We start from the raw sequence: 26065 nt of genomic DNA on the forward strand, positions 1-26065 counted from the left end.
ATCTCTTATTTCTCCCGTAATATAAACTCAATAAGAAATCCTACTCCAACACCAATTGTATAAGCAACTAAATCACTCCACAAAAATCCGTAACCTAATACAAGTCCACCTAAAGTCGTTGCACGAATACTATCTATCCATTCAGCATGATACAATTGGCTCACTTCAATCCCGTAGCAAAATAGCAAACTAATAAAAGCCAATTTCTTCGTTTCTATTTTAGGAAATAAAAATCCGAATCCAGTAAAAATCATCAATGCCCATAAAGCATCGCCTAAGTACTCGTTTAATAGATGAGGTAACGCAAAAGCTAACTTTCTTGAGCTAAGACCTAAAATAATTACAAAGATAGTAAACAGTGCATACAATAGTCTATTTCGCTTCGTTTTCATTTCAAGATCTCCTAATATGTAATTTAAAATTGTAAATAGGTAGTAAAATATAATTATTTTACTACCTATTTTTTAATGGCTTTCATAATAAGAAAATGTGGATTTGTATTTAGATAATGATATGATTTTTCATTTACTTCTCTCATCTTTTCAACTGGCCTCGGTTCCACCATTTTTTCTAACACGAAATAATTTGTTGTTTCATTAACTATGTCTTGGAGTGCCCTTCTAAAAAAGCTAACTTCTATTGTAATATTTGGTTTAACCCAAGTATCTACTAATAATTGTTTTTCGAAATAATTTTCACTAGTAAACTTTGTAAAGTCCATAAAAGGATGATGAATGGAGTATATAAATTCTCCACCAGGCTTTAATACTCGGCGAAACTCCTTAAATACTTTATTCCAATTTTCTAAGTAATGAAGCGTTAACGAACTTACAATAATATCAAAAGTATTATCTGCAAATGGTAATACTTCTTGCAGGTCATGACAAAGAAACGTTGCATTATCACCCATACTTTCCTTTGCAGCTTTTACCATTTCAGAACTTACGTCAATTGCAGTAACGTTTGCTCCTCTTTCTATAAATTGAGAAGTATACCATCCAGCTGCACATCCAGCATCTAGTATGCTCTTCCCTTCTAAATTCTTTGGAATCATCTCTATCATCGCTGGCCTTTCATAATAACTGTTATATGGATTTGCCGAGTCTAGATTTTCTTTATATGTACTCGCTAATTTATCATATGTACCTTTGATCGTGTCTTTCAATACGCCCACCCCTTATACATACTAATCTAATAACTCTTGCTGCTTTTTCTTTGAAAATGATTGTAGAACTAAATCATATGACCAATCAATCATCTTATTAATTTGCTCTTGGTCTACATCTATATGTATATACACTGTATTCCAATGTTTTTTATTCATATGATACCCCGGAATGATTGCTTCTGGATACTCTTCTCTTAATCTTAGTGCAAGTTCTGGATCACATTTTAATGTAATCGCAGCTTTTTCTCCTTCTTCATGGTTTATTATTGCAAATATTTTATTATTAAGCCTCATACATGTTGCATTCCAACCATCTGGAGAATCTTCTGTCGCTTTTCTTTTTGATAAACAATATGTTCTAGTTGCATTCATTCTCATGTGCACCTCTTATTCTTTCACAATTTGATTACGATGCATTACAATTTGTTTCGTCGCTTGAAATTGCTGTTCACCATAAAACTTAATTAATTTCTCTCCGCAAAATAGACTAACAATATGAACATGAGAAATCTCCTGAAGTAATATTGTTAACATCTTCTCCCCAACACCTTTATTTCTTACACTCTCATGCACAACAACATCTTCTATGTATGCTCGAAAAACACCATCAGAAACAACTCTAGCAAATCCGATTAATTCATTTTCTTCCCATACTCCAATCGCTATACTATTCTTTAACATATTTTGAATATCGATTTCTTTTCTTTCTGGCCACCAACCGACAGAGTCATAAAGTTTTTTTATTTTACCTACGCAGATTGGTTGTTCATGTTGCAATTTATACGTGTACATTTTCTTTCTCCCATCAAACTGATCATTATATTTATTTTGTCTTACTTCCTTCAATTTAAAACTATAGAATCCAGCTTGTTATGAAAACCTACATAAGATTAATTTATAATATCGATTTTACAATTGCAATATATACAGCCACTCTCTCATCCTTTCCTATTACTTCTATATTAAAAATAGCACGTAATATATTAAGTTGACTAATGATAAAAGCCGCCCAATAGAACGGCTTTTATCTTCATTTAATTTCATACCACCAACCTTTACGATCAAGCCAACCTTTCATACCGTTTAATTGTGCGTCGCTTGTTGGATCGGAAATAAAATACGTCAAGCCATCTGATTGCAAAATGAAGGTCGCAGTCATTTTTACCGATGTTAAAGCCCTCATAGCTTCTGGAGCCTCATATGGTGAAAAAGCACCCGATTGGATAATATTTTGTTTAGAGACTTGTGCTTGTACATTTTCTTGTATAGGTACTGTCCCAGTAAACCAAGAAAGCGGCTTATTTCCTATCAATTGATTTAAATCACATTTACCGATACCAGGTACATTACCAGTCTCAGTGTATTGCCAAATGTCACAAGGATATGATGGCTTGTTACCACCATACCTAGGAATCCATACAAAATCACTTTTTACGTTCGCCATACCGAAAGGCTCATATACATGATGCCCAACATATAAGCCAATTTTCTTAGCACCTAGTCGGCGTAACTCATCGATAAAAGCTTGCGTACCAGCTCTCATATCATCCATTGTTTTCACTTCTACGTCAGCAGCCCAAACTGTAGCACTCTTATCACCGCGATTCCAAAAATCTTGCGCTTCCTTCTTCGCATCAGCAATTGAAATAAAGCGACAGAATGCATAGTTACCAAATGGAATATTTCTAGTTTTCATTGCTTGGACATAATTTTTATATAAAGGATCTACATAATTTGATCCATCTTGTACCCTAGCGATTACGAAATCTAGTTGTGGAGCGGCTACATCCCAGTTAATGTTACCGTTCCATTTTGAAATATCTACGATATAACCCATTTCTTTACACCTCCTTTTTTATTTTTGTATTCAGAGCTCGTCTTATTGCTCTTCTGCTCTTAAAAATTAAACAGCATTTGTTAGAAAAACCTATACTACAAGTGTCTTCTACAAAGACAGTAACTCATTTCAAATAAAAAAGAAAATCATAGTTATACGAATCGTACTATTTGTTTCCATAATTGCATCAGATTAAGTAGTTGCTATAAACAAAAAAAGCATCACCTTATTGGTGATGCTTTTAAAATCCACTTTTCTTCTAGAGCACGAATACGATTCCTATAACCTCTTCTCTAAAAAGTGTTGACTATGTCCTTTAGGATGATCTTCAACAACACCGTATTCTTGGTAGCCGTGCTTTTTATAAAATTCTGGTGCTTGAAAACTAAATGAATCTAATAATATTAATCTACAACCTTTTTTCTTCGCGATGTCTTCGATTTTATGTAACAGTTGACTGCCATAACCATCATGACGAACTGTTTCATCAACCCATAAAAAATCTATATGAAGATGATAAAAATACATCGTTCCTGTTACTCCACCAAATATTTTTCCATCCTCATCTTTCACTACGAAACTTACTTGCTCCATCGGCTGTTTTGCTTCATCTGTTAAAATAGACATGTTATATTGAATTAATTTGTTTTTAATGTATTCTCCTTCAGCGCGCGTACCATTTTCAATGTGTTTCATATATTTCTTCCTTTCAACTTAATAAGCTACCTTTAATTTTTACTTTTCCTTTTTAAAATACTAATAAACACGAATCCACCATAAGTAACAAAGCATGAAAAGCCAATTATACCTGGTACAGAAACATAGCCTATTCTTATATAACTAATAACGGCAAAGCAAGCGATAGACAATAAAATAGATGGCCAAAATATAAGAGCTGTTTTTCTTCGTCTCTCTTTCGATGTACTTTCTTTCTCTTCAGAAACACGTGTGCCAAAAAGCAATACAATACAAATAAGGATTGCTGCAAAGTAAATTGTATTTAATGACAAATTATGATCGTAAATCGCAATTCCAACTTCCAAAGCAATAATTTTTAAAATCAATATAATGATTGTTGAAGTTTTTAAGTTTCGTTTCAATTACTCACCCCTAGCATACCTACACTATACTTTTTGTATATATTCATACCTCTTTTTATATAGTTTTATCATCTTCTAAAAATTCGATATAGAATATTAAAAACCTTTTTTTGTTACATGTTATTTATACATACAATAAAAAAGATAGCATGAAATTTCTCCATGCTACCTTTCTAAAATACATAATTCGCATAATGTAAACATTTACTCTTCAGTAGGCTTTTTAGGACCACTAAGCTCCAATTGATAAAAAGCTAAATCTAACCATCTTTTAAACTTATAACCAGCCTTCTTAATTGTCCCCGCATGAACAAATCCATAGTTTTCATGTAAGGCAATGCTTTTCTTATTTTCTGCATCAATTCCAGCAATTAAGGTCATATATTCCCTATCTCTTGCAACTGTGATCAATGCTTTCATTAAAGAAGTTCCTATCCCATTTTTTCTATATTCCTTATGAACATACACAGAATGCTCAATTGAATATTTATAGGCAGGCCAAGCTCTAAATGGCCCGAATGTCGCATACCCTACTACTTTATTATCTAATTCGTATACTAAAATTGGATAACCTTCAGCCTTTTTTTGTTCATACCAGTCTATTCTATTTTCAAGGGTTACAGGTTTATACGTATATACGGCCGTTGTATACAATATAGCATCATTATAAATATCTAACATGTATGTTACATCTTGTTTCCTTGCTTCCCTTATCATCACTTTCTTCCTTTCCTCTAATTTCACTCCTATATACGAATACGAGCTTTTCGGAAACCATCAAATATATTTAAGACAGCAGATAAAATGTAAATGATAATACCTCCACCAATTAACCACTTTTTAAATTCCTCTGGAGAAGTAGTAAACACATTTGCCACATACGTAATAAATCCTTCGTTAAATAAATGTGGATTTACTACAATTACAATGAATACTATTGTTCCAGCTATTTGAAGAAAAGCATTCCCAATTGCCAACTTTTTCGTCCATTGTCCCTGTACTAACTTATAAAGAGATATACCTATTTCAAAAACAATTATAATTACAACGATTGGCCAATACTGAAGTAACACATCTTGATTAAAAGTTGGCGCGACAAACTTCAGTCCGTCTTCTGTACCATGATATACACCTACAAGATGGTTTGCATAAAAATATAGTGTTGCCCATATTGCCGTCCACATTAACCCGCCAAATACTTCGAACTTTGAGATCGACTTTTTCTTTGGAACATACGAAGTATTTTTTAAATCATCAGGCGTCCATTTTTTTAAACTTGTCGTCAACGGTTGGGTACCTTTGTCTTTATCAGTTCTTTCTAAAATTGCAAATACAAGTGTCAACCAGAAAAACACATGGAGGCCTACTTCGATAATTTCCCCAATTCCTTTACCTATCACATTTAAAATAACGTTTAATACCGCTTGCTCACCATTATATCCAACAAAATTTTCTGCAACCATTGCAATGAGAGCGATAACAGCCGCAATTGGTATGATCATTTTTAATAATGTCGTATATACATCAAAATAACGTGGTCCAATTAAATGCATCGGTCTATCCAAATATCCATTAGCCAACGAAACTGGACTTCCCAATTTTTCAAGAACTCTTTTTTCATCGTCTTCATTATAATTATCAGGTAACATATCCTCGATTGTTGACCGTAGTTCAAGAGTAATATCTTCACGATTTTTTTCAGGTAATCTCTTCGCTACTTCCTCGACATACATATCAATCAAGTTCATTTTTGTCCTCCTCCTTTAATAAGTTATAAAGTTCTTTCGAATCCTTTATCCATTCTTTCTTCAGCTGCAAAAATATCTCTAATCCGTATTCACTTAAAACGTAATACTTACGAGGTCTACTCTCCGTTTTATCCCAACTACTCGTTACTAGCTCCTGCTTTTCTAATCGGCGAAGTAGTGGATATAACGTACTTTGATCGATTGTAATCCCTGATTGTTCCAATAATTGGACAAGTGAATACCCATACTGCGGTGTTCTTAACTGGCTTAAAACCGCTAATGTTAATGTACCTCTTCTTAGTTCAGTAATTAACGAATTTAATAAAGCATCCATTCACTCACCTCATTTTCATTACTATATGTCATACAGTATATGTTTTATACTATGTATCGTACAGTATTAATGTGATAAAAACAATACGTATTTACAAAAAATAGATAATAAAAAAGCACAAACTTATATAATTTGTGCTTTTCTGGCTATTTAAATGCTTATAACAATCTTAATTTTGTACCTCTTGTAATATAAACTCTCCATTTTCTTTAATAAATGGGGTAACATTTACAATTGCCTCAATATGAATTACTCCATATACATGCGGATATTCTTGACCGTTAGAAGCAAGTTCATATTTTATTTCTGCTTTTATTAAGGATGGATCAATTGTCAGTAATAAAACATCTTCTTCATGACTAAAATGTTTTTCAGCAACTTCTAAAGCTTGTTTTAAAAATGAACAATGAATAAATCCCTCTTCTTTTAGTGAAGTTTCATTAATTTCTCCATTTATCTTTGCAATTTCCCAATTTCTTTTTGTTATTACCTTTGTAATCATAGTTAGTTTCTCTCCAAGTCTTTATATAGAAAAACAAGAGGTTCTTCTTTTTGTTACTAGAAAACCCTCTTGTTTTTCATATTTATTTTAATCCTTTTATTAAAGGCGATGCTTCTCCGCTATGGAAAATCCATAAATCATGGAGTGATCTTGTACATCCGACATACAATAACTTCGCATCGTGTTTTGTATTTTTGTAATGTTCTTCATCAACATCAATTAGTAGAACCGCATCAAATTCTAGCCCTTTCGCCAAGTATACAGGTACTACTGAAATACCACCTTCATATTTACTTTGATCTGCTTCTATGACGTTTACAGCCAGTCCTACATTTGTTAATTTCTCATATATATCGCGGCATTCATCGTCTGTTCTTCCTATTACCGCAATTGTTTTCACAACTTCATTTTGTAGATGCTTTAACGTCTTCATAATCTCATTAAATTGATCTTCTGTATGGATTACTTTAACATCTTCACCACTACGAAAAACTGGTGTTGCGAGCCCAACTGGAATTTCTGCATTTTTAATAATCTCGTTCGCAAATTCAATAATTTCTTTTGTAGAGCGATAACTTCTCGTCAGTTCATAATAACCTGTTTCTTGGAATACTTCCTTAAAAGCACCCCAATCTTCAATTCCTTGATAATCATAAATTGCTTGAGATAAATCACCTAATATAGTGAAAGAATTACCTAGTGTAATTTCTTTTAATACATACACTTGAAATGGTGAGAAATCTTGTGCTTCATCAATAACGACGTGATGGAATTTCTGTCCGATTTCAATACCTGTTATGCGGTGATGTATGTAAATTAAAGCAGGTAGATCTTCTACATACACTTCTTTTTTACGACAATTCTTTTCAGTTTCTTTCACAAGTTCTTCAGGTAATACTTCGAGTATTTCTTTACTTTTCAATATTGAGCTATATAGTGAAAGTGCGCTCATTTTCGGCCAAAACTTCATATATGTGTTCAATCTCTTTGTCGCTTCTTTTTTTAGTAATTTCTTCTCGTTTGTTTCTCCATACTTTTTCAGTTCAATTTCAATCCAGCGCTTCATTCGGCCGACTAATCTTTCTCTTCTTTTCTTTAATGGATAATGTTTATATTCAACTTGCATCCATTTTTTTATGTCTTCTACTGGAATAATAGCTTTGTCCCATGCTTCAAAATCACTTGTTGGTACGAATTCTTTTTCAAATTGGACCATTCTCTCTTCAATAAAGGACTTAAATTCCAGCGTGCCTTTCAATTTACCGAGCATAACCTTTTCTTCATCACGATTAATAGAAAATGCTTCTTTCAACTTTTCTTCTGTTTGTTTTAGTTTCACCGAATCATCTAACGTACGTAATGCCCAATCTGCAAATGTTGTTTGACTAATATTCCCTACACCTAATTCCGGAAGCACACTCGAAATATAGTCTAAAAAAAGACTATTCGGAGCAAATACAATCATTCTCTCAGCTTCTAATTGCTCACGGTATTCATAAATTAAAAAAGCAAGGCGATGTAAAGCAATCGTTGTTTTTCCGCTCCCTGCAACCCCTTGAATTAATAATGGTAAGTTTCTTTCCGCACGAATAATATCATTTTGCTCCGATTGTATTGTCGAAACAATATCCTTTAGTTTATTATCTTTATTCTCACCTAATCGATATAGAAGAAAATCATCGGCATGCGAAACATCTTCATTTCCTTTTACATATGTATCAACAACACGTTCTAGTTCTCTTTTTCGAATAGAGATGTTTCGTTTTAAATACACATCACCTTCTACTAATCCGTCTGGTGATTCATAAAACGCTAATTCCTCCCCACCGGTAAATGAATAAAACATACTTGCGACAGGTGCCCGCCAATCAATTACAATTGGTTTCATTGTATCTTTATGTGAAACACCTACTTTACCGATGTAGATTGGCATAATATCTTCCTTGCCATCCTCCTGAAAATCTAATCTTCCAAAGTACGGTTCTTGCACTCCAATACGTAAGTTTTGTCTATTAGATTCTCTCATACTTTCTAGAATTTGTTCTTTAAAATCTTCTCCATAATAAACCGGAATGTTTTCGAGCTGTTCTAATTGATCATCCATTGTACTTAACGTATCTTTCATTTTTTGTAACTCTTCTTCAAAAATGTTGTTCATTTGATGATTCCCTCCTGTCCGTTCTAATTTTTCAGTCGAGATACAATTGTATTAAAAATCCATTCATAAAGTCAATAGTTTCAATTTAAATTTTCCGAAAAAACTCACTTTTCATCTTTCTAATTTTGAAATCTTATCGTTATTTTTACATTATAAGAATATAAAACATCTAAATTACAACACTTTACATATAATAAAATAATGCGTACAAAAGCTATTACTTTCTATTAATAATAACGATATATACACTAACTTACTAAACTCTCATCTATCTTTCTATCGATTTCCTCCTTTCACTTATAAAATAATGAGAAGAGTTAATAGGTAAATACCAAAAATAAAAAGGAGTTTATTCGAAATGACTACAACCAATAGAAAACATGTAAAGTTACATTTAATTATTTTTGTGTTAATTGTGCTAGCAAGTGGTTGGATCGGTGTATTTCTTGATTCTCTTCTAACAGATCAGCCTAAAGGAAATTCTTTAGGCATGGGCTTATGGCTTATACTTCCTTTCTTCGTCAGCATATTACTTAAAATTCTTAGCCGAGATTGGCATAATTTTGGTATCAAACCAAATTTTAAAGGAAACTTTAAATGGTATTTCGTAGCAATACTTATTTATCCATTCGTTACACTAATAACTATAAGCTTAGCTCTATTTTTCGGAGTCGTTAACATATCTAACTTTGAGATGTCCTCATTATGTTCACTCATACTCATGTCTATTATAGGTAATTTTATTAAAAATATTTTCGAAGAGTTCTCTTGGCGCGGTTATTTAACCCCAAAGCTTATTGAATTAAAGTTAAACGATTGGCTAATTTATTTAGTTTCTGGTTTAATTTGGGCTCTTTGGCATGCCGCTTATTATTTAGTTTTTTTACCAAATGAATATTTTGAATCTATTTCTAGGTTAAATATGCTTTTATCAGGATGCATACTTATGGTTTCTTGGTCTATTATGTATGTCGAAATATATAGACTTACAAAATCAGTGTGGCCATGTGTGTTCATGCATGCACTTGAAGACGCCGTACCTACTGTTTTAATAACTATAACCGGTATTATTACTCTTACAAATAGTAGTGATTTTTGGTTAAATCCTATTAATGGTGTCGTTGCCAATGTTTTATTTCTTGGCATCGGGATTGTACTAAGATCCATAAGGATAAAAAAAGAACGATAATTACATACGAAAGACAGTCAATTATTCACACTATAAAAGTAAAAAAGAGTAAGGAATTAATCCCTACTCTTTTTTATTTTTATACGATATGAGAAACATTCATTTAAAGATGCTTGCTCTTTATATTTCCGTTTTTCAAAATCATATGCTCCTCCTGGAAAGATCCCTACAATACTTAGACCAGCTTCAGCACATAGATTGCTAATCTCATCTACCGTATAACAACGTAAAGACTGTGTAACTATATCATTTGGATTATTAGGATGCCACCAATGATCTAACATTCTTTCATTTATACTATCATATTCATATTTTCGCATAGCTGCACTTAATGTCATTTCCTGTCCACTTACCTTTTTCCAATACAATGGTTGATAAATATCAATAAGTGCACATCCTTCATCCTTCATCCAATTTTTAATCCGTTTTAATAGAATCAATTGTTCATCATCTATTCCTACACCAAATCCATCTAAATAACTAACAATATCAAACTTTTCTTCAAAATTTATTTTATAAAAATCAGCGCAATGAATAACAATATCACTAGTTGAATGCTCTTTTGCAAACATAACTAACTCTGGTACAAGCTCAACAGTAGTCATCTTTACATGTAACTTTGACATCGCCCTTGCAAATCCGCCATTTCCTGCTCCTAGTTCTAACATCGACTGAAATGGATAGCCAATTTGTTCTTTAACTTCTGTAGCAACTTGCTCTAACCAACTTTCTGTATTGATATCGTAATTCGAAAGTTCGAATTGTTTTTCGTAAAATTTTCTCACATCTAATTCGTTCATTATTATTCTCCTTCTGCCATAGATTTTTCTTCTACAGGTGAGAAACTAAATTTCTGACACCTATGAAAAAAATTATGTATTCCCATTATTTACATTTTAACGAAATAATCAGAATTTTGGAAGTATCAAGTCAAAAAGCAGATAATGGACGCTCCCACTATCTGCTCTATAACTTCCATTATTTTCCTTGTTTATACTCCACCCAATCCCCAGAAACGATAACTTCCATCAGCATTTCTTTATTTTGAGCAACATACACAAATGCACGTATTTCTCTATCACCTAAATAAATCGTTTCAGTGATTCGATCATATAGGTCACTCTCTGCATTACCTGTGTATTCTTCCAGTTCATCTAATTTTTGCAGAATATCATCATTTACTTCGTAAACTTCTCCATATACTTTATCTTTATTTGAACAAATCATTGCCGGATACCCTTCGTTTGTATCAAATAATTTTCCATACGTCCATGCTTCGTCTGCGATGCATATTACACCTTGCATAAAATGAGCATTCGTTTGCTCTTTTCTTAACGTGCCATACACGAAAACGTGATGCATATATCCCTATCTCCTTTATATGTCTCTATTTTCTAATTTGTAAATAAGCACGAATCATAAAGTAACTCACTTCATTTGGGAGTTGTTCCTTAATCGATTTCAGACCACCTTCTGCATTCTGCACGGCCTTTTCAATCAGTGATTCATATTCTGCAGGAACAAAACTGTTCCAATCTACTTCCATTCCATCTTCAAAACAACGAATTAAATGATTTTCAACCGTTTGTCTTGATAAGCCACGTTCTTTTGCAATTTCATCTAGATCAATAGCTTGTTTATACATCTCATACGTTTCTAAATGAGAATTTGCTGAAGCTTTCCCTGATTTTTTCCGCTCTGTCACCACTTCTGTTTTAACTGTTTCAACATAGTTTGGGTTTTCCTCTATAAAGTGCTGAACTGCTTGTAAGAAGTGAGAACCATACTTCACAAGTTTATGTTCGCCAATCCCTTTTACAGTTAAAAGTTCAGAGTCACTTTGCGGCATTTTTGCACACATATCTTTCAACGTTTGGTCAGAGAAAATAACGAATGGAGGTACACCTTCTCCTTGCGCAATTTCTTTACGTACTTCACGAAGTACTTCAAATAAAGGATGATCTTGAACAATTTGTCTTGTCTCTACTCGTTCTTTACGTAAAACATTCACTTTACCAAGTAACACTTCTTTCCCTTTTTCCGTTACTTTTAATGTTGGATACGTACCATGTTCAACTGCGATTAACTCATCTGAAATTAAAAACTCAATAAATTCACTAACTTCTTTTACGCTACGATTTGATAGTAATCCGTATGTTGGTAAAGTATGAAAATTAAATTCAATAACTTTCTTATTTTTAGATCCAGTTAGCACTTGTGCAATCATTTGTTTACCGAATCGTTGGTTCGTTCTAATCATACAAGATAGAACCATTTGTGATTCTCTCGTCACATCGATACTTTCGCGGTCGTCCGTACAATTACCGCAGCGCCCACAATCTTCTTTCGGCTCTTCTCCAAAGTATTGCAAAATAAATGATTGTAAACATTGTTCTGTATGACAGTAGTCAGTCATATTTTGCAGCTTTTCAAGTTCATTTGAAAAACGAGATTCTCCAGTCGACTGATCAATTAAAAAGCGCTGTACTTGCACGTCTTGAGAAGAATATAGCAATATACATGCACTATCTAAACCGTCACGTCCGGCACGTCCTGCTTCTTGGTAATAACTTTCCATGTTTTTTGGCAGTTGATAATGGATAACGTAACGTATATTCGATTTATCAATCCCCATCCCGAATGCAGATGTCGCTACCATTACACTCACTTCATCACGTAAAAAGAGTTCTTGCTGCTCATTTCGATCGGTATCACTCATACCAGCATGGTATTTTGATACCGAAACGCCCGCTTTCATTAAATCCTCATACAATTGATCAACTACTTTTCTAGTAGCTGCATATATAATCCCAGATTCTTTTTGATTTTGACGAATATAATCCGCTAAATATGCATGACGATCTTGTCCTTTAATAACAGAAAATGATAAGTTCTCGCGCTCAAACGTTGTCATAATCGTATTTTCTTGATTAATTCCAAGCGTGTTGCAAATATCTTCACGAACTTGTGGTGTTGCCGTAGCAGTTAATGCTAATACGAGTGGCTTTTTTGGAAGATAATCTAATATGCGATGTATATGTAAATAACTTGGACGGAAATCATGTCCCCACTGCGAAATACAGTGCGCCTCATCAATTGCAATCATCGGGATTTTCATATCGATAAGTTGGTCAACAAACTCCATTGAATCAAGACGCTCAGGCGCCACATAAAGTAACTTATAATGACCTTGTTTCGCTAATTGAATTCGTTGATTTGCTTCTGTAATAGAAATAGAACTATTAATATAAGTAGCTGAAATACCGTTTTGTACTAATGTATCTACTTGGTCTTTCATAAGTGAAATCAAAGGTGAAATAACTAATGTCGTTCCTTCGAATACTAATGCGGGAATTTGATAACAAATTGACTTACCACCGCCCGTAGGCATAATACAAACTGTATCTTTCCCATCTAATACATTTTTAATTGTTTCATCTTGTCCTCTTCGGAATGACGAATAACCGAAATAAGACGCTAAAAGTTCTTGTGCTTTTGTAAACAAAAAAGAGTCACCTGCTTTTCTATATCTTTCATCTATTCCTATTATATCATCACTTAAGCGTCTTGAAAGTGATGAATACATGACTAACAGCTTGCTTTTCATTATTTTACGTTTCTCTACGTTTTAAAGATTGTTTAGCAACGGTGTTTTAATGGCTATTTATGTTTATAAATAGCCATTAAAACATAAATAAAGCACATATAAAATGAATTACAAAATAAATATACATTTTATTAATCTTCCTTGAATACTACTAATCTTATACATATGAATTCAGGAGGTTAATATATGAAGCAGCAGAATATTAGTTCTATCCAAGAGAAAACAGTACCTAACCAACTTCAGTTTTCAAATCATGATGCGTGGAAATATGAATCGTATTATAAGTACCAGCCATTTTTCTCTTATAAAAAGCTATTTCATGTTATTTCTCAACTTTTTAAACGTTAATACGTGTGTGAAATATATCATTCATAATAATTTTCTCAATATAAACCTTATAGACTTACTACAATACAGTTGATATCATATGAAATATTCAGTTGGATAAACCCCATAAGTTGACCTGCTTTCAAAAGTAGGTCTTTTATTATTATTATATATCCCAGTACATTTTTGGATGTATTTGTAAATCTTTTCTCCATTTTATAACCATACTCTACTTACAACAAATGGTGATAATCACAAAAACTAAAATATAAAAGCTAAACATTTAATTATTCAATTCTTTTTTTCTCAATACACAAAATCATTTTCACTTGTTACTATAAAAGTACTCCAGATGAGTTTTTGCTCATCAACATTATCTAGTTAAAGGGATCTGCTGCGGGAAGCGGATCTTTTTGACTTTATTAAAGATCCACTTGCATTTGGACACATTTACCAGGTTTTTTTAAAAGAATTTTATGATAGTATTACGTAGTCGAGTCCGACATCTCGGCAATACCCTTTTGAGGCTCTGCAACTTCCCTTGCAGAGCCTCATTTATTTTTATATTCATTTTATTTATATATACCACAATGAAATTCTTCATCTTTTCCATATCAATTTTTGAAATTAATCTAGGACACGTAACTAAAAATAAATTCCCATCATACTTTGAGTTATACATGTTCAAAGGAGTGTTACTGTTTATGTATACTTATTGGCAATCGTATTATTCTCCCTATCATAACCCTTATGTACACTTTGATACATCTGTACGTAATTACCGAATTAGTAAAAACGAGAACTTTTTAAAAGGTTATATGCGTTCTTTATGGGAACAACACGTTGCTTGGACTAGATTAGCTATTATTAGCATTGTCTTTAATTTACCAGACGTAAACGTTACAGTCGGGCGACTTCTTCAAAATGCAACACATATGGGACTGTCACTTGAACCATTCTATGGTGAGGATGCTGTAAAAAAATATAGTGCTTTAATTAAAGACCACTTAGTCATTGCAGCAGATCTTGTTAAAGCCGCAAAAGCTGGTGATCAAAATGCAGCTGCCGCTATAGAGAAGAAATGGTACGCTAACGGAGATGAAATTGTGGCGTTTCTTACTAGCATCAACCCATATATAGAAAAAGAAGAATTTAGAAAAATGTTTTATGAACATTTAGCCTTAACAAAAGCAGAAGCACTTGCTTTCCTAAATAAAGATTTTGAAGCAAGCGTAAAACTATACGATAAAATTGAAAAAGAAGCATTAGAAATGGCTGATATGATAACAAACGCAATCGTAAAGCAATTCCCGCAAGTATTTCAATAATAATAAGCCGATTTGAAAACACAAATCGGCTTATTAAACTTTCTATGAATGAAATTTCACCTCCCCTCTTTACATTTAACGTATATCGATATATTTTATTAATATCCGTTTTTTATAGGAGGAAATCTTTTGATTAACGCCATTGGTCTCGTATTTATACTCACAAATAAACACGAGAAAAAAAAGAAAGTTTATCTAAATGAAAAATTCGCATTAATAGACATTATTGATTCTAAGGAAGTAATTGATGATGAAGGGAACTCACTAGTAGAACTAACATGTAAATACAGTATTTATTTAGATGAAAAATACTACTGTAAATCTCTCGACGATTATACTGGACAAGTATTTCCATTCTTAAGCGCCAAAATAGGAAAAGGCCTTCTCAGAAACTTAAATTACTATTTCTCTTACGTTGATGCTTATGATAAAAAACCACCCGTTAAAGAAATAAGACCACTTATGAAACAAGTAACGAACAGATAGTGAATAATACGCAAAAAAGAAAGCATCTAACTTCGGATGCTTTCTTTTTTGGGTTCAAGGCCTCGTTAACTTCTATCTTTCTTCTAAAAATATGGATCTAGGCATACCTTAAATTAAAAACAATGGAGGATTAAACTGAATGAAATACTCAGAAACAATTGTTAGTAAACGGCTTCGAACACTTAAAATATGTAGTTTGTTTATTATGCTAGTTTTAATTGGATGGCTTGGATATACAAAATTACTTTATGAAAACGGATTTCTTCAAGAAAAGAAACATTCTGCTGAAGTAATGAATACGAGTATTACAGGAGAAATTGAACAGCATTTCCATGTGAACTTACAAGGTTATCGTAAAACAGACCTTGATACTATTATAGATTCAAGTAAAACCGATCCGAGCCAACTATCATTAATCGAGCTAATTAATACTTCTTGTTCACGAGATTGCATAGGTGAACCATTAACATATGTGGATGAAAACAATGGATATATCTTTTATACGGAATCTACCGGAACTAATGTAGCTATACAGATTAAAAAACAAGACACGTGGGAAATTGTAAAAAAATCTGTGCAAGATGGAATTTAAAAGGTTCATACAAAAAAAGAGTACTTTACTTCAAAGTACTCTTTTAAAAACATTACCACTTACGACATTTATCATCATCGTCGTCACGTTTACGATTACGACGGCAATCATCACAATCACAGTCACGTTTACGTCTACAACCACAATTATTACACATGAATATGACTCTCCCCTCTATAGCGTTCATCATATTCTATGTTTAATAACGAAAAAGGCTTGTTTACTAGTCTATTTTAAATGTATTCATTTGGTATAATTTGAATCTATATTACTAATTTATCCCTATACTTCCTTCTGCGCCTCCACTGCCCGCTTCAATCTCTGCAACATATACCCAATTCCTTTACACCCTGCTAACGGGTACGTAATGATTTCTCCTGGATAGAATTGTGTCACTACTTTTTTATGCTTCTTCCCTGCAAGTAACACTACTTCATCAAACTGAAGCAAGTCTTTTTCAATTATTTGTTGTTTTAATTGTTCCATGCTAATAATTTCATCGCTCTTTGAATCAAAGGCAAGATCATAGTTTTCTAGTACAATATCATTTGGTCTTAAAAATCCATGCTTCGCTGATAATATAACCCAATTCTCAAAAAACATAGTTGCATACGCCTGACATGCTTTTCCGAACGGGCTAATATATACATCTTTTGCCTCCATCGGTCCGTAATCCGGATACTTATCCCAAATTTTCTTTTTTCCGCATGGAATTATGCATAACCTTTTCATCTTTATTTCTTACCTCACTTCTAACTTTTTAAATATAAAAATATAGAATTCCCTTCTTCTTCATACTCAGCTTCTATATCACCAATACCCACTACGTTCCAACCATTATTTGTTTCTATCGGCTTTTCATTCATTATAATATGAACTTGTGTCATATTTTTAAAATCTTCTTCAAAAGATGCTAAAACAGGTTGATTTATCATATATGTTTTATTATGTATACGTACACTTAAAAAGGTTTTATGTAACGCTTTATTTTTGTTTAATTTTACATTCATTGGATTAAACGAATTTAATTGTATACTCCCTACAATATACAAATGATATCCTTTTTCCTTATAAAATTGTTTAAATTCCTTGTCTCTTTCGTTTTGAACAAAACGAAGGATTTGCTTCGTTTCTTTGCTTATTACAAATTCATTATTTAAACTTAAAACAACATTAATATTCTGTTTTAAAAAAGCATATAACGATTTATCACTATTAAAGAAGTTCGTTTTCCATTCAGGATGGATTTCATCTAATAATAAACATAAAAGCATTCCTGAGCTATAGCAGCTCTTCCTAATGTTATAATTAGTATCATATGTATCTAAAATAAGTCCGCTATATTTTCGTAATGTTTCACTTTCATCATTTATACATACTGCAATGCGGGCGTTCATTTCAACATACCAAGCAGGCCCCTCTATACTTTCAACCATACACTCATAAGTTATAAACTCTTCTTTTATAAAATGAGTTCTTTGTTCTCTTAATTCGATAAATTGCTTAATATAATTATTTTTCTCAGCTTGTGACTTACAGTGCACAGCATTATATAAACAAATGCGCTCTTTATTTCGCAATTCTATATTTTCTTCTGTTATAGGATATTGAAATCCTAAAGATTCATTTGGAAATCTACTTTCTTTATTCAAATATTGATAGCAATGAAAAAGTTCATGCACCACAACTGCAAGTAAACTTTCATAATCGCTATACCTATTCATATTCACGATGGCAGTCGGATAATCTTTTAATAAGATAAATGTATCAGCCTTAAATTGTTCATCCCGCTTTAAAACGGCATACTCACCATCATCTTTCAATAATATTGGATGATGAAATACATACACATGTTCATCATTATATAATGCAAATGCAGTCCTATTAAAACCAGGCCATAGCGTATTCAATAATTCTATATTTACATCTTTCTTTATTCGATTTAATATATTGTTCATTCTATGTAACACCCCTATATCATTCTACATACACCTATTCTATTCCACTTAAAATAAACCCTTTTATTTACATAAATGTTAGAAAAACATATATCTTTCCTCAAACTATAATGTATTATATAAATATACATGTGATGATTTTATGAAAAGGAGGTGAACAATTGAAAAATATAATCCCTGCACTAGTACTCTATATTATTGTTTGCATAATCGCTATGATTGCTCCAGCATCTGAAGGTTATAATCATATTGGCTGGAAATTGTTTGTTGGGCAAGCGTATGCCATACCTATTTTCATCATTGCGGCTATTATTACATTTTATATAAACAAGAAAAAATCTACGAATAAACAGTTATAAGGATAGCTAATACTATCCTTATTTTAATTCGCTAATCAGATCCAAAATAACACTTGCAGTACTTTCAATCCTTTCTTCCGAAAAATCAAACGTGACACCTGTTTTTTCATATATTTCTTGTATAGTTAAATTCCAATCTGTACTCGCTCCCTCTTTAAAGAAAGCAATCGCTTTTTCTGGATCTTTCCGATAAATTTGAAACAATTGCATTGCTCCTATTTGTGCAATGGCGTATTCAATTTGATAAAAAGGAAACTGAATATAGTGAAATGACTCTAACCAGCTTGCACCGATTTCATTCTCTAATCCTGTAATTTCGACTGATGAATATTGATACCTTTTGCATATTTCAGCGTATTTCTTATCACGTTCTTCTGGTGTCTGGTTTGGATTTGTATAGAGCCAGTGCTGAAATACATCTCCTGCAATTGACGACATTAATAAAGACAAGGCACGATATAATTGTACGCACTGCACTTCTTTATATTCATCCTCTTGCTTATAAAAGATATTCAGCTTATCCATTACTAGCAACTCAAGGCTAAGGGAATAAAGCTCAGCCACTTCTTCACGAAGATATCTTTCCTGCATGCTACTATCATTGTTAAATTGTCTATAAAAATGAAACGCATGCCCTACTTCATGTATGAGTGCATTAATTGCATAAAATGATGGACTAAAATTAGAATACACAAAAACCTCTTTACTATGAGGCAAGGTAAAACAAGCGGCTCCTGGCGCCTTATTTTCACGTTCTTCTACGTCAATGAATCCAGCTTTCCTTATATGAAGAAATTTCTCATAAAAATATAAATCAGTCTTCCGAAACATTTCTTCCACCCCATCCAATAAATCAACGGTATTTTGAAATGGGGCTTTTGGTAAATTACAAGGCGTTAGATCCCAAGGGTGATACGTTTTTACACCGAGATTCTTTTTAGAAAGACTTCCTAACTGCTTCAAAATTGGTACAACATATTTTTCTATAGATTCATGAAGTTTATAACACTCTTCCATACTATAATCCCTATTTTTTTGTTTAAAATCATATTCACTATAATTATTACATCCTGCATGTAAAGCTATCTCATTCCGCAGTTGTACGAGTTCATTCATAATACAATCTATTTCTATTTTCACTGCACTTCTTGCTTCACATAAAGCATGCCAAGCTTTTTCGCGAATAGCTCTATTGGGGTTATCTAGCTTTGCTTTTACGTATGCATACGTCTTTTGCTCACCTTCCCAATTAATAGATATGTTAGACATTATTTTTCTATATTTCGTAATAAGCTCTTGCTCTTTAATGGAAAGAGCAAGGTTCTTTTCATTAAACATTTTACTTTTTACTACTCTTGCTTTTTTCATAAATCCATATTTCTGGTCATCTAATAAATTTGAAAATGAACACTCTCTAAATTTCTGGTCAAATTTTGCATTGTATCTTTTTAAAAGTGGTTGAATTGTATTTTGATTATACATATGTAAATCACGTATATTTCTGTCATTTGTATCTCTATACATGGCGATTAAACTACTTGTTATCTCCTCTTCTATTTCAGCGTTTACATGCAATTCCTCCAAAAGCCAACGCTCTAATTCTGAAACAGAAGTAATATTTCGCTCTAAAAGTGACTGTAATTTACTTTCTAAATCATTAAGCATACACAATCCTCCCGTTTTTAATTTTCTGTTTTTTCGAGATAAAAAAGGACAAGTAGCCAATCTGACTACTTGTCCTTTTTGTTAAACCGTGCTCAATACTATTAAGCTTGGAATGCTTCTGTTAATACTGGTACGATTTGTTTTTTACGAGATACAACACCTTTTAAAGTAGCAGTGTTGTTTTCTAGAGATACGTTGTATGCTTTCTCAACAACGTTTGCTGCTTTACCGATCGCAAGACCGACAGAATCGTTAGTTAAGATATCAGTTACAACGAATAAGAATAGGTCTAAACCTTTTTCTTCTACTACTGCAGAGATAACTTTTTCAAGTTCCGCTTGGTGTACAAGAACGTCGTTTGTATCAACAGCGTTTACTTGTGCGATTTCAACTTTCGCATTACCCATTTGGAATTCTTTAGCGTCAAGAGAGATTAATTGCTCCATTGTTTTTCCGCTTAAGTCAGCACCAGCTTTTAACATTTCTAAGCCGTAGCTATCAGCATCTACACCAGCGATTTCTGCTAATTCACGAGCTGCTGCTACGTCTTGCTCTGTGCAAGTTGGAGATTTGAATAGTAAAGAATCTGAAATGATTGCAGATAACATTAAACCTGCAACTTCTTTACGAATTGTAACGCCGTTTTCTTTGTACATTTTGTTTAAGATTGTAGCTGTACAGCCAACTGGCTCACAACGGTAGTAAATAGGATCGCTTGTTTCAAAGTTAGCAATACGGTGATGGTCAATAACTTCTAACACACGAACAGATTCGATATCGTTAGCACTTTGTTGACGCTCGTTATGATCAACTAAAATAACGTTGTCCACTTCGCTTGCAACTGTCTCAACAAAACGCGGTCCTTCTACTTTAAAATGGTCTAACGCAAATTGAGTTTCACCGCTGATTTCGCCTAAACGTACAGGCTCAGCATTCATTCCTAATTCTTTTTTCAATTCTGCATAAGCAATTGCAGAACAAATTGCATCTGTATCTGGGTTTTTATGCCCGAAAACTAGTACTTTTTCCATGTTTTCCACCTCTTCATGAAAAGGATATCTTAAAGAAGCAAATATGACAATATTTAAAGCCGAATTTTTTATAAATAATTGCACTTTCTTCTATATTTTTCATCGTTTTTCGTAAAAAAGATCATCTAAAATGAATTAGATGATCAAAATGTATTTTTTATTTAAAATAGTGTAGGAACTTGCACTACATGATTTTGCGCGAAATTCGATGCCAAACCGTTATTTACAAGGTTAACATCTATAACTTGATAAAATGCATTCCCCGTATCTGCAATTTCCCATACAGCTAAAATAAGGTGATATCCATTTCTATCAGTAGGAACATTTGCTTCATGTGTTACGGAAGTTCCTGGTTTAGCCCCTCCGTCATTTTTCACATAGAATGGTACTAAATCTAAATCAGATCGTGATAATGGTTTATTTGGATTCCAATCTTTTTTCGTAATATAATATTTCCATTCTTTCGTACTATGAGGTGCGGTTAGTTTCCACTTAAATGTATTCGTCCCGCCGTTTAACGTAACTTTCTTCCACCTATCTACTGTTTGAACGTCTAAAGCAGGAAAATGGCCAGCTCCTGCGATTTGTCCATCAGAAGGTCCTAATAGAGGGAATCCACCTATTCCTTCTACACTTTGCGGTTCATATTGAATCGGACCGCAATTTACATTTACCCCTTGCTTACATAAATAAGAGCGGCTCGCTGGTGATTCAACATATCCATGAGCGGAAGCTTTTTCTGAAAAACCAAAAGTTAACAATCCCGTTAGTAATATGCCACCACTTAATATAACTTTTTTCACCTTCTGTAAACCTTTCGTTTTCATTTCGTCATCCCCTTTCCCATAATAAAGCGAAAATAACTATAGTCAGCTAGTCATCTTCTCTACATCCATTATAAGTCGAAGAGCATAACGAAATGAACCCTCTAAAAACTTTCTCAAATTCAATTAGTACATTAAATAAATTTTATTGATACATTCAAATAACACCGCTAGAGAAATATAGGCGGTGTTAAATATACTCAATTAAACTATTCGTTTATAAATAAATTACGAAATTGGCAAAGTTAGTCTAGTTATCAAATAGCCCTCTCCCTCTCAGATTTGCGGAAACTGGCTCCTTTCCTACCTCTCGTGCCCATATAGATAACTGGCCGATATGGTGGATTTCGTGGACAATGACATGACGTATTAACTCTCCGTGTGTACATTCAATGACTCGGTGCCTAATTGGTGCGTCTCTTGAGCTGATTGGCTCTTCATTGAAGTCAGCTTTTGAAAGTTTTCGAGAATCCATTTCATTTGTCCAAGATGTCACAAATGGCTTCACTTTCCCGTGGTATTGAGCTGAAAGATTTTTCACTTTTTGTAAGCTAGCATACTCTTCAAACGATGGCTCCTCAGGCACTGATTCACCACGCAACCCTAAGATCCACATATATTCCACATCTACAATATGAAATAGAGTATGTAGTATACTGCCGAACCCACCGACCCGTTTCTTTACCAGTTCTTCGGCTGAGATGTCTTCGCACCATGTAAACCAATCATTACGAACTTGCCAGTTATATTGAAACAGTTTCAACATTACAGGAACCTCCATCTTTTAGATTAACATTTACTATTCACCAAAAGACTTCAAAATTCCTATGTGAACTACCACCCACTGAGTATCACTTACGAACTTACCCCGAAGTGGGGGCTTCTCGGTTCATCGCTACTTTTGACAGCTAACGAATTTGTCATAGGGCAGACAGCCGAGCTAACACGCTTGAGGAAGGAGACTTCTTTTGGATAATACGTTAAATAATGACTCTAAAAAACCTGTTATCCCCCTACAAACTAGCCCTTTAATTGAACGTTCCAGATGAAGTTACAAAGTTTATCAAACATTGTTTTAAATTATCAATATTTTTTATAAATCAACACACAAACATAATAACAAACGTTCCACTTGGAATTATTCCCCTTTTCAAACAAAAAACTAAATCATTTTATAATAAATTACCGTTGCACCTAACTCACCACTCGGAGAAATTGCGTATTCTGGTATATTTCCAACTTCTTGATACTCTAATGATTTATACAATCTATTAGAAGGGTCTCCTTCTCTCGTATCTAGCACTAAAAGAGACCTATTTTCTTGCTTTGCTCGCTCCTCTGCTTTTTGCATAAGTAAACGTCCAATGCCATTACGTCTAAAGTTTGGATGAGTCATTAATTTGCAAATTTCGGCTCTATGAATCCCATTAGGCTTTGTAACTAAATGTAATTGAATACTCCCTGCCACTTCATTATTTATTTTAGCAACATATAAGATTACTTCTGGTGCTAATACAGTTTCCCAATACTTCGCGGATTCTTTTAGTTCCAATGGAGGTAAAAAACCAATTGACGCCCCATCATCTACAACCGTTTTCAAAAGTTTAGAAAGCTCTTCCACATCATCTTCTATTTCCTTAATCTCTTCAATTCCTACATTTTGCATTACTAATCCCCCTTTTGTTTCATTGTACCAATTTTAAACGAAGGAACAATGAAATACTAAGATGAAATTATTAGAATCTATAATTGGTTAGAGCAAATACAAAGTTCTTTCTGATGTAGAGAAATCAATTTATAAAGACATAGAATATTAAAGTGAGTACAAATTTAATTTCACATAAAAAACGTTTTAAACATAAAGTTTAAAACGTTTTTTTACATTCAATGATTTTGATTTTTCAGTTCTGTTAAACATTCCTGCACTAAAGTTACAGCTTGACTCATTGCAGCTCCACCAGCAAATGCTGCTGATACACCACATGCTTCCAGAATTTCTTTATCTGAGCATCCTTGATCAAGACAACCTTTTGTATGATAAATAGTACAATATTCGTCTTGCGTTGCTAGACTAATTCCTAATGCAATAAGTTGTTTTTCTCTTTTTGTTAAAGAACCCTCTTGAAAACAAGCTTGCGTGAATGCATTATATGTTTCAGCAATTTCAGGAATTTGGTTTGTAAAACTACCAATCCCTTCTTTATAATGATGTAGAACATCATTTACTGAACTATGTTGTTCGTGTTCCATCTTATTATTACCCCCATTCAAATTATGTGTACCTATTGTAGTATGTGATGAAAAGAAGGCAATATACTCCATTAAAAGAACGAATATTCAGTTTATTTTAACTACAATTTCAGACTATCATCCACTACTGATTGTTCCTTATAGTTTTTCCTTTCAATCTCTTTACTTCTTTCTTCCCAAAATGTTAATCCTTCAATTCCTACATTTCTAGGATCAAACACGGGATCTTTTCCTTCTTTTTTCTGTGCTTCATAATCTTTTAACACTTTTAATGCAATTTTACTTAGTAGTAGAATCGCGATTAGATTTAACCATGCCATACTACCAATTCCTAAATCTCCAAGATTCCATAAAAGAGACGCTGATTCTACGCTACCGATGTAAACCATAATTAAAAATCCAATTTTTAAAACTGGTTTTAACCATCTATGTTTAAGATCGCGATCTAAATAAGTAAGTGTCGTTTCAGCGATATAGTAATATGCGAGTAATGTTGTAAATGCGAAGAAGAAGATTGCGATTGAAATGAATAATGGACCAAACCCTGTTATAACAGTTTCAACTGCTTGTTGTGTATAGATCGGACCTGCATCCACATTCCCTATATTTTTTACAATAGCGCTTTTCCCTTCAGGTATAACATTATACATACCTGTTATTAAAATCATAAGAGCTGTCGCTGTACAAACAACAATTGTATCGATATATACAGAAAATGCTTGAACTAACCCTTGTTTTGCAGGATGGGATACTTCAGCGGCAGCGGAGCTATACGTCGCTTCTCCAACGCCAGCAACATTTGAAAATACAGCGCGTTTTACTCCCCATGCGATTGCTGCGCCGACGATTCCGCCAAACATTTCATTTACACCAAAAGCACTAGAGAAAATTAAAGCGAACATACTTGGAATTTCTGTTACATTCGCAAGTAATACGATACATGTAACAATTACATAACCTATTGCCATAAATGGAACAAGCATTTGCGAAACGCCAGCAATTCTCTTTACGCCACCAAAAATGATCGCCGCTAATAGTACGACTAACAATATACCAGTTATATATTTGCTAATGCCATTAGAGTTTTCAAAACCAACTGCGATACTACTAGATTGAATACCTGGTAGTAAAACACCATATGAAAGTGTTACAACGACCGCTACAATGACAGCAAACCATTTCATTTTCAGGCCTTTTTCAATGAAATATGGTGTACCACCGCGGTATTCATTTCCGACTTTACTTTTATATACTTGAGATAATGTTGATTCAACAAATGCGCTCGCTGCACCTAAAAGTGCCATTACCCACATCCAAAATACAGCTCCAGGTCCGCCAAAAGCAATAGCTGTCGCGACCCCTGCAATATTACCTATTCCAACCCTACCAGATAACGCTAAACAAAATGCTTGAAAGGATGAAATTCCCGTCTCCGAGCTCTTCCCTTCAAATAATAGTTTAATCATTTCTTTAAAATAACGAATTTGTAGAAAACGAGTTGCAATTGTAAAATACACACCTGCCCCCAATGCGAAAACAACTAACCCAATACTCCATACTTGCCCTACTAACCACTCTACTAATTGCTCCATCCAAATCCCC

Annotated in this window: 30 protein-coding genes; 6 read left to right on the forward strand and 24 right to left on the reverse strand. The window is 33.3% G+C overall.

Translation table 11 applies throughout. The features are described 5' to 3' along the window. Window positions 1-5: 5 nt before the first annotated feature. The 12 genes from MR115_RS02395 to MR115_RS02450 form a co-directional block, all read right to left on the reverse strand. Window positions 6-392, reverse strand: a complete 387-nt coding sequence (locus MR115_RS02395) for a ribosomal maturation YjgA family protein (RefSeq protein WP_242239682.1) — start codon at window positions 390-392, stop codon at window positions 6-8. 65 nt (window positions 393-457) lie between these two features. Further along, the gene (locus MR115_RS02400; protein WP_097863497.1) at window positions 458-1165 is read right to left on the reverse strand and encodes a class I SAM-dependent methyltransferase; all 708 of its coding nucleotides are present in this window, start codon (window positions 1163-1165) and stop codon (window positions 458-460) included. A gap of 21 nt (window positions 1166-1186) precedes the next feature. Continuing rightward, window positions 1187-1540: an MmcQ/YjbR family DNA-binding protein gene (locus MR115_RS02405; protein WP_242239683.1), complete on the reverse strand. Its 354-nt coding sequence runs from the start codon at window positions 1538-1540 to the stop codon at window positions 1187-1189. Window positions 1541-1555: 15 nt separating this feature from the next. After that, complete coding sequence (locus tag MR115_RS02410) at window positions 1556-1960, reverse strand: GNAT family N-acetyltransferase (RefSeq protein WP_098884902.1); 405 nt, start codon at window positions 1958-1960, stop codon at window positions 1556-1558. Window positions 1961-2198: 238 nt separating this feature from the next. Next, on the reverse strand, window positions 2199-3005 hold the full coding sequence (locus MR115_RS02415; RefSeq protein ID WP_242239685.1) for a GH25 family lysozyme: 807 nt from the start codon (window positions 3003-3005) through the stop codon (window positions 2199-2201). 279 nt (window positions 3006-3284) lie between these two features. Further along, window positions 3285-3701 carry a GNAT family N-acetyltransferase gene (locus tag MR115_RS02420; protein ID WP_242239688.1) on the reverse strand — a complete coding sequence of 139 codons (417 nt, stop codon included), beginning with the start codon at window positions 3699-3701 and terminating at the stop codon, window positions 3285-3287. 32 nt (window positions 3702-3733) lie between these two features. Further along, a complete protein-coding gene (locus MR115_RS02425; protein ID WP_242239690.1) occupies window positions 3734-4105 on the reverse strand; it encodes a hypothetical protein in 372 nt (123 codons plus the stop codon). Between the two features lie 204 nt (window positions 4106-4309). Next, the gene (locus tag MR115_RS02430) at window positions 4310-4822 is read right to left on the reverse strand and encodes a GNAT family N-acetyltransferase (protein ID WP_242239692.1); all 513 of its coding nucleotides are present in this window, start codon (window positions 4820-4822) and stop codon (window positions 4310-4312) included. 29 nt (window positions 4823-4851) lie between these two features. Further along, window positions 4852-5853: an HAAS signaling domain-containing protein gene (locus MR115_RS02435; RefSeq protein WP_242239694.1), complete on the reverse strand. Its 1002-nt coding sequence runs from the start codon at window positions 5851-5853 to the stop codon at window positions 4852-4854. After that, entirely contained in the window at window positions 5840-6187 is a 348-nt protein-coding gene (locus MR115_RS02440; RefSeq protein ID WP_060486712.1) for a PadR family transcriptional regulator, read from the reverse strand. Before MR115_RS02440 ends, MR115_RS02435 begins: the two co-directional genes overlap by 14 nt. A 169-nt stretch (window positions 6188-6356) precedes the next feature. Further along, entirely contained in the window at window positions 6357-6689 is a 333-nt protein-coding gene (locus MR115_RS02445; RefSeq protein ID WP_242239696.1) for a DUF952 domain-containing protein, read from the reverse strand. Between the two features lie 82 nt (window positions 6690-6771). Further along, window positions 6772-8847 (reverse strand): HelD family protein, encoded by a 2076-nt coding sequence (locus MR115_RS02450; RefSeq protein ID WP_242239698.1) that lies wholly within the window; start codon window positions 8845-8847, stop codon window positions 6772-6774. 358 nt (window positions 8848-9205) lie between these two features. On the opposite strand from MR115_RS02450, the gene MR115_RS02455 reads away from it, so the two are divergent. Continuing rightward, entirely contained in the window at window positions 9206-10036 is an 831-nt protein-coding gene (locus MR115_RS02455) for a CPBP family glutamic-type intramembrane protease (RefSeq protein WP_242239700.1), read from the forward strand. Window positions 10037-10092: 56 nt separating this feature from the next. On the opposite strand, the gene MR115_RS02460 is transcribed toward MR115_RS02455, so the two are convergent. From MR115_RS02460 to recQ, 3 genes are all read right to left on the reverse strand, one after another. Beyond that, entirely contained in the window at window positions 10093-10836 is a 744-nt protein-coding gene (locus tag MR115_RS02460) for a class I SAM-dependent methyltransferase (RefSeq protein ID WP_242239702.1), read from the reverse strand. A 178-nt stretch (window positions 10837-11014) separates the two neighbouring features. Further along, a complete protein-coding gene (locus MR115_RS02465; RefSeq protein ID WP_242239703.1) occupies window positions 11015-11398 on the reverse strand; it encodes a gamma-glutamylcyclotransferase family protein in 384 nt (127 codons plus the stop codon). Window positions 11399-11423: 25 nt separating this feature from the next. After that, window positions 11424-13541, reverse strand: coding sequence for a DNA helicase RecQ (recQ, locus tag MR115_RS02470; protein WP_242239704.1), 2118 nt, complete (start codon window positions 13539-13541; stop codon window positions 11424-11426). Between the two features lie 288 nt (window positions 13542-13829). On the opposite strand from recQ, the gene MR115_RS02475 reads away from it, so the two are divergent. The 4 genes from MR115_RS02475 (at window position 13830) to MR115_RS02490 (ending at window position 16376) form a co-directional block, all read left to right on the forward strand. After that, entirely contained in the window at window positions 13830-13991 is a 162-nt protein-coding gene (locus tag MR115_RS02475) for a hypothetical protein (protein ID WP_242239705.1), read from the forward strand. Window positions 13992-14674: 683 nt separating this feature from the next. Next, the gene (locus MR115_RS02480; protein ID WP_166703759.1) at window positions 14675-15298 is read left to right on the forward strand and encodes an acetylglutamate kinase; all 624 of its coding nucleotides are present in this window, start codon (window positions 14675-14677) and stop codon (window positions 15296-15298) included. Window positions 15299-15427: 129 nt separating this feature from the next. Continuing rightward, on the forward strand, window positions 15428-15784 hold the full coding sequence (locus tag MR115_RS02485; protein WP_000606238.1) for a hypothetical protein: 357 nt from the start codon (window positions 15428-15430) through the stop codon (window positions 15782-15784). A 139-nt stretch (window positions 15785-15923) separates the two neighbouring features. Then, window positions 15924-16376: a hypothetical protein gene (locus MR115_RS02490; protein ID WP_242239706.1), complete on the forward strand. Its 453-nt coding sequence runs from the start codon at window positions 15924-15926 to the stop codon at window positions 16374-16376. 282 nt (window positions 16377-16658) lie between these two features. On the opposite strand, the gene MR115_RS02495 is transcribed toward MR115_RS02490, so the two are convergent. Continuing rightward, window positions 16659-17108, reverse strand: a complete 450-nt coding sequence (locus tag MR115_RS02495; protein WP_242239707.1) for a DUF6884 domain-containing protein — start codon at window positions 17106-17108, stop codon at window positions 16659-16661. Between the two features lie 20 nt (window positions 17109-17128). After that, the gene (locus MR115_RS02500) at window positions 17129-18334 is read right to left on the reverse strand and encodes a peptide ABC transporter permease (protein WP_242239708.1); all 1206 of its coding nucleotides are present in this window, start codon (window positions 18332-18334) and stop codon (window positions 17129-17131) included. Between the two features lie 161 nt (window positions 18335-18495). Between MR115_RS02500 and MR115_RS02505 the strand changes: the two genes are divergently transcribed. After that, window positions 18496-18693 (forward strand): DUF4017 family protein, encoded by a 198-nt coding sequence (locus MR115_RS02505; RefSeq protein WP_046954126.1) that lies wholly within the window; start codon window positions 18496-18498, stop codon window positions 18691-18693. Window positions 18694-18711: 18 nt separating this feature from the next. On the opposite strand, the gene MR115_RS02510 is transcribed toward MR115_RS02505, so the two are convergent. The 7 genes from MR115_RS02510 to MR115_RS02540 all read right to left on the reverse strand — a co-directional run bounded on the left by MR115_RS02510 (window position 18712) and on the right by MR115_RS02540 (window position 26055). Further along, complete coding sequence (locus MR115_RS02510) at window positions 18712-20358, reverse strand: M3 family oligoendopeptidase (RefSeq protein ID WP_242239710.1); 1647 nt, start codon at window positions 20356-20358, stop codon at window positions 18712-18714. A gap of 101 nt (window positions 20359-20459) precedes the next feature. Beyond that, window positions 20460-21389, reverse strand: a complete 930-nt coding sequence (gene ppaC, locus MR115_RS02515) for a manganese-dependent inorganic pyrophosphatase (protein WP_000416841.1) — start codon at window positions 21387-21389, stop codon at window positions 20460-20462. A gap of 161 nt (window positions 21390-21550) precedes the next feature. Next, window positions 21551-22216, reverse strand: coding sequence for a lytic polysaccharide monooxygenase (locus MR115_RS02520; RefSeq protein ID WP_242239711.1), 666 nt, complete (start codon window positions 22214-22216; stop codon window positions 21551-21553). A 247-nt stretch (window positions 22217-22463) separates the two neighbouring features. After that, window positions 22464-22979, reverse strand: coding sequence for a DinB family protein (locus tag MR115_RS02525; RefSeq protein ID WP_242239713.1), 516 nt, complete (start codon window positions 22977-22979; stop codon window positions 22464-22466). A 396-nt stretch (window positions 22980-23375) separates the two neighbouring features. Continuing rightward, complete coding sequence (locus MR115_RS02530; RefSeq protein WP_242239715.1) at window positions 23376-23879, reverse strand: GNAT family N-acetyltransferase; 504 nt, start codon at window positions 23877-23879, stop codon at window positions 23376-23378. A gap of 218 nt (window positions 23880-24097) precedes the next feature. Further along, window positions 24098-24535, reverse strand: coding sequence for a carboxymuconolactone decarboxylase (locus tag MR115_RS02535; protein WP_242239720.1), 438 nt, complete (start codon window positions 24533-24535; stop codon window positions 24098-24100). 29 nt (window positions 24536-24564) lie between these two features. After that, on the reverse strand, window positions 24565-26055 hold the full coding sequence (locus tag MR115_RS02540; RefSeq protein WP_242239721.1) for an alanine/glycine:cation symporter family protein: 1491 nt from the start codon (window positions 26053-26055) through the stop codon (window positions 24565-24567). Window positions 26056-26065 lie beyond the last annotated feature (10 nt).

The organism is Bacillus cereus group sp. BfR-BA-01309 (assembly GCF_022664315.1).
GTDB classification, from domain to species: Bacteria; Bacillota; Bacilli; order Bacillales; family Bacillaceae_G; genus Bacillus_A; species Bacillus_A mobilis.

What these genes read in the sequence shown, in the direction of transcription:
- MR115_RS02440 (WP_060486712.1), bottom strand. Translation starts at nt 6,187, where the DNA reads ATGGATGCTTTATTAAATTCGTTAATTACTGAACTAAGAAGAGGTACA.
- MR115_RS02495 (WP_242239707.1), bottom strand. Translation starts at nt 17,108, where the DNA reads ATGAAAAGGTTATGCATAATTCCATGCGGAAAAAAGAAAATTTGGGAT.
- MR115_RS02475 (WP_242239705.1), top strand. Translation starts at nt 13,830, where the DNA reads ATGAAGCAGCAGAATATTAGTTCTATCCAAGAGAAAACAGTACCTAAC.
- MR115_RS02395 (WP_242239682.1), bottom strand. Translation starts at nt 392, where the DNA reads ATGAAAACGAAGCGAAATAGACTATTGTATGCACTGTTTACTATCTTT.
- MR115_RS02430 (WP_242239692.1), bottom strand. Translation starts at nt 4,822, where the DNA reads ATGATAAGGGAAGCAAGGAAACAAGATGTAACATACATGTTAGATATT.
- MR115_RS02435 (WP_242239694.1), bottom strand. Translation starts at nt 5,853, where the DNA reads ATGAACTTGATTGATATGTATGTCGAGGAAGTAGCGAAGAGATTACCT.
- MR115_RS02525 (WP_242239713.1), bottom strand. Translation starts at nt 22,979, where the DNA reads ATGTTGAAACTGTTTCAATATAACTGGCAAGTTCGTAATGATTGGTTT.
- MR115_RS02500 (WP_242239708.1), bottom strand. Translation starts at nt 18,334, where the DNA reads ATGAACAATATATTAAATCGAATAAAGAAAGATGTAAATATAGAATTA.
- MR115_RS02405 (WP_242239683.1), bottom strand. Translation starts at nt 1,540, where the DNA reads ATGAATGCAACTAGAACATATTGTTTATCAAAAAGAAAAGCGACAGAA.
- MR115_RS02410 (WP_098884902.1), bottom strand. Translation starts at nt 1,960, where the DNA reads ATGTACACGTATAAATTGCAACATGAACAACCAATCTGCGTAGGTAAA.
- MR115_RS02445 (WP_242239696.1), bottom strand. Translation starts at nt 6,689, where the DNA reads ATGATTACAAAGGTAATAACAAAAAGAAATTGGGAAATTGCAAAGATA.
- MR115_RS02480 (WP_166703759.1), top strand. Translation starts at nt 14,675, where the DNA reads ATGTATACTTATTGGCAATCGTATTATTCTCCCTATCATAACCCTTAT.
- MR115_RS02540 (WP_242239721.1), bottom strand. Translation starts at nt 26,055, where the DNA reads ATGGAGCAATTAGTAGAGTGGTTAGTAGGGCAAGTATGGAGTATTGGG.
- MR115_RS02460 (WP_242239702.1), bottom strand. Translation starts at nt 10,836, where the DNA reads ATGAACGAATTAGATGTGAGAAAATTTTACGAAAAACAATTCGAACTT.
- MR115_RS02450 (WP_242239698.1), bottom strand. Translation starts at nt 8,847, where the DNA reads ATGAACAACATTTTTGAAGAAGAGTTACAAAAAATGAAAGATACGTTA.
- MR115_RS02415 (WP_242239685.1), bottom strand. Translation starts at nt 3,005, where the DNA reads ATGGGTTATATCGTAGATATTTCAAAATGGAACGGTAACATTAACTGG.
- MR115_RS02535 (WP_242239720.1), bottom strand. Translation starts at nt 24,535, where the DNA reads ATGGAGTATATTGCCTTCTTTTCATCACATACTACAATAGGTACACAT.
- MR115_RS02490 (WP_242239706.1), top strand. Translation starts at nt 15,924, where the DNA reads ATGAAATACTCAGAAACAATTGTTAGTAAACGGCTTCGAACACTTAAA.
- ppaC (WP_000416841.1), bottom strand. Translation starts at nt 21,389, where the DNA reads ATGGAAAAAGTACTAGTTTTCGGGCATAAAAACCCAGATACAGATGCA.
- MR115_RS02455 (WP_242239700.1), top strand. Translation starts at nt 9,206, where the DNA reads ATGACTACAACCAATAGAAAACATGTAAAGTTACATTTAATTATTTTT.
- MR115_RS02520 (WP_242239711.1), bottom strand. Translation starts at nt 22,216, where the DNA reads ATGAAAACGAAAGGTTTACAGAAGGTGAAAAAAGTTATATTAAGTGGT.
- MR115_RS02420 (WP_242239688.1), bottom strand. Translation starts at nt 3,701, where the DNA reads ATGAAACACATTGAAAATGGTACGCGCGCTGAAGGAGAATACATTAAA.
- MR115_RS02465 (WP_242239703.1), bottom strand. Translation starts at nt 11,398, where the DNA reads ATGCATCACGTTTTCGTGTATGGCACGTTAAGAAAAGAGCAAACGAAT.
- MR115_RS02530 (WP_242239715.1), bottom strand. Translation starts at nt 23,879, where the DNA reads ATGCAAAATGTAGGAATTGAAGAGATTAAGGAAATAGAAGATGATGTG.
- MR115_RS02510 (WP_242239710.1), bottom strand. Translation starts at nt 20,358, where the DNA reads ATGCTTAATGATTTAGAAAGTAAATTACAGTCACTTTTAGAGCGAAAT.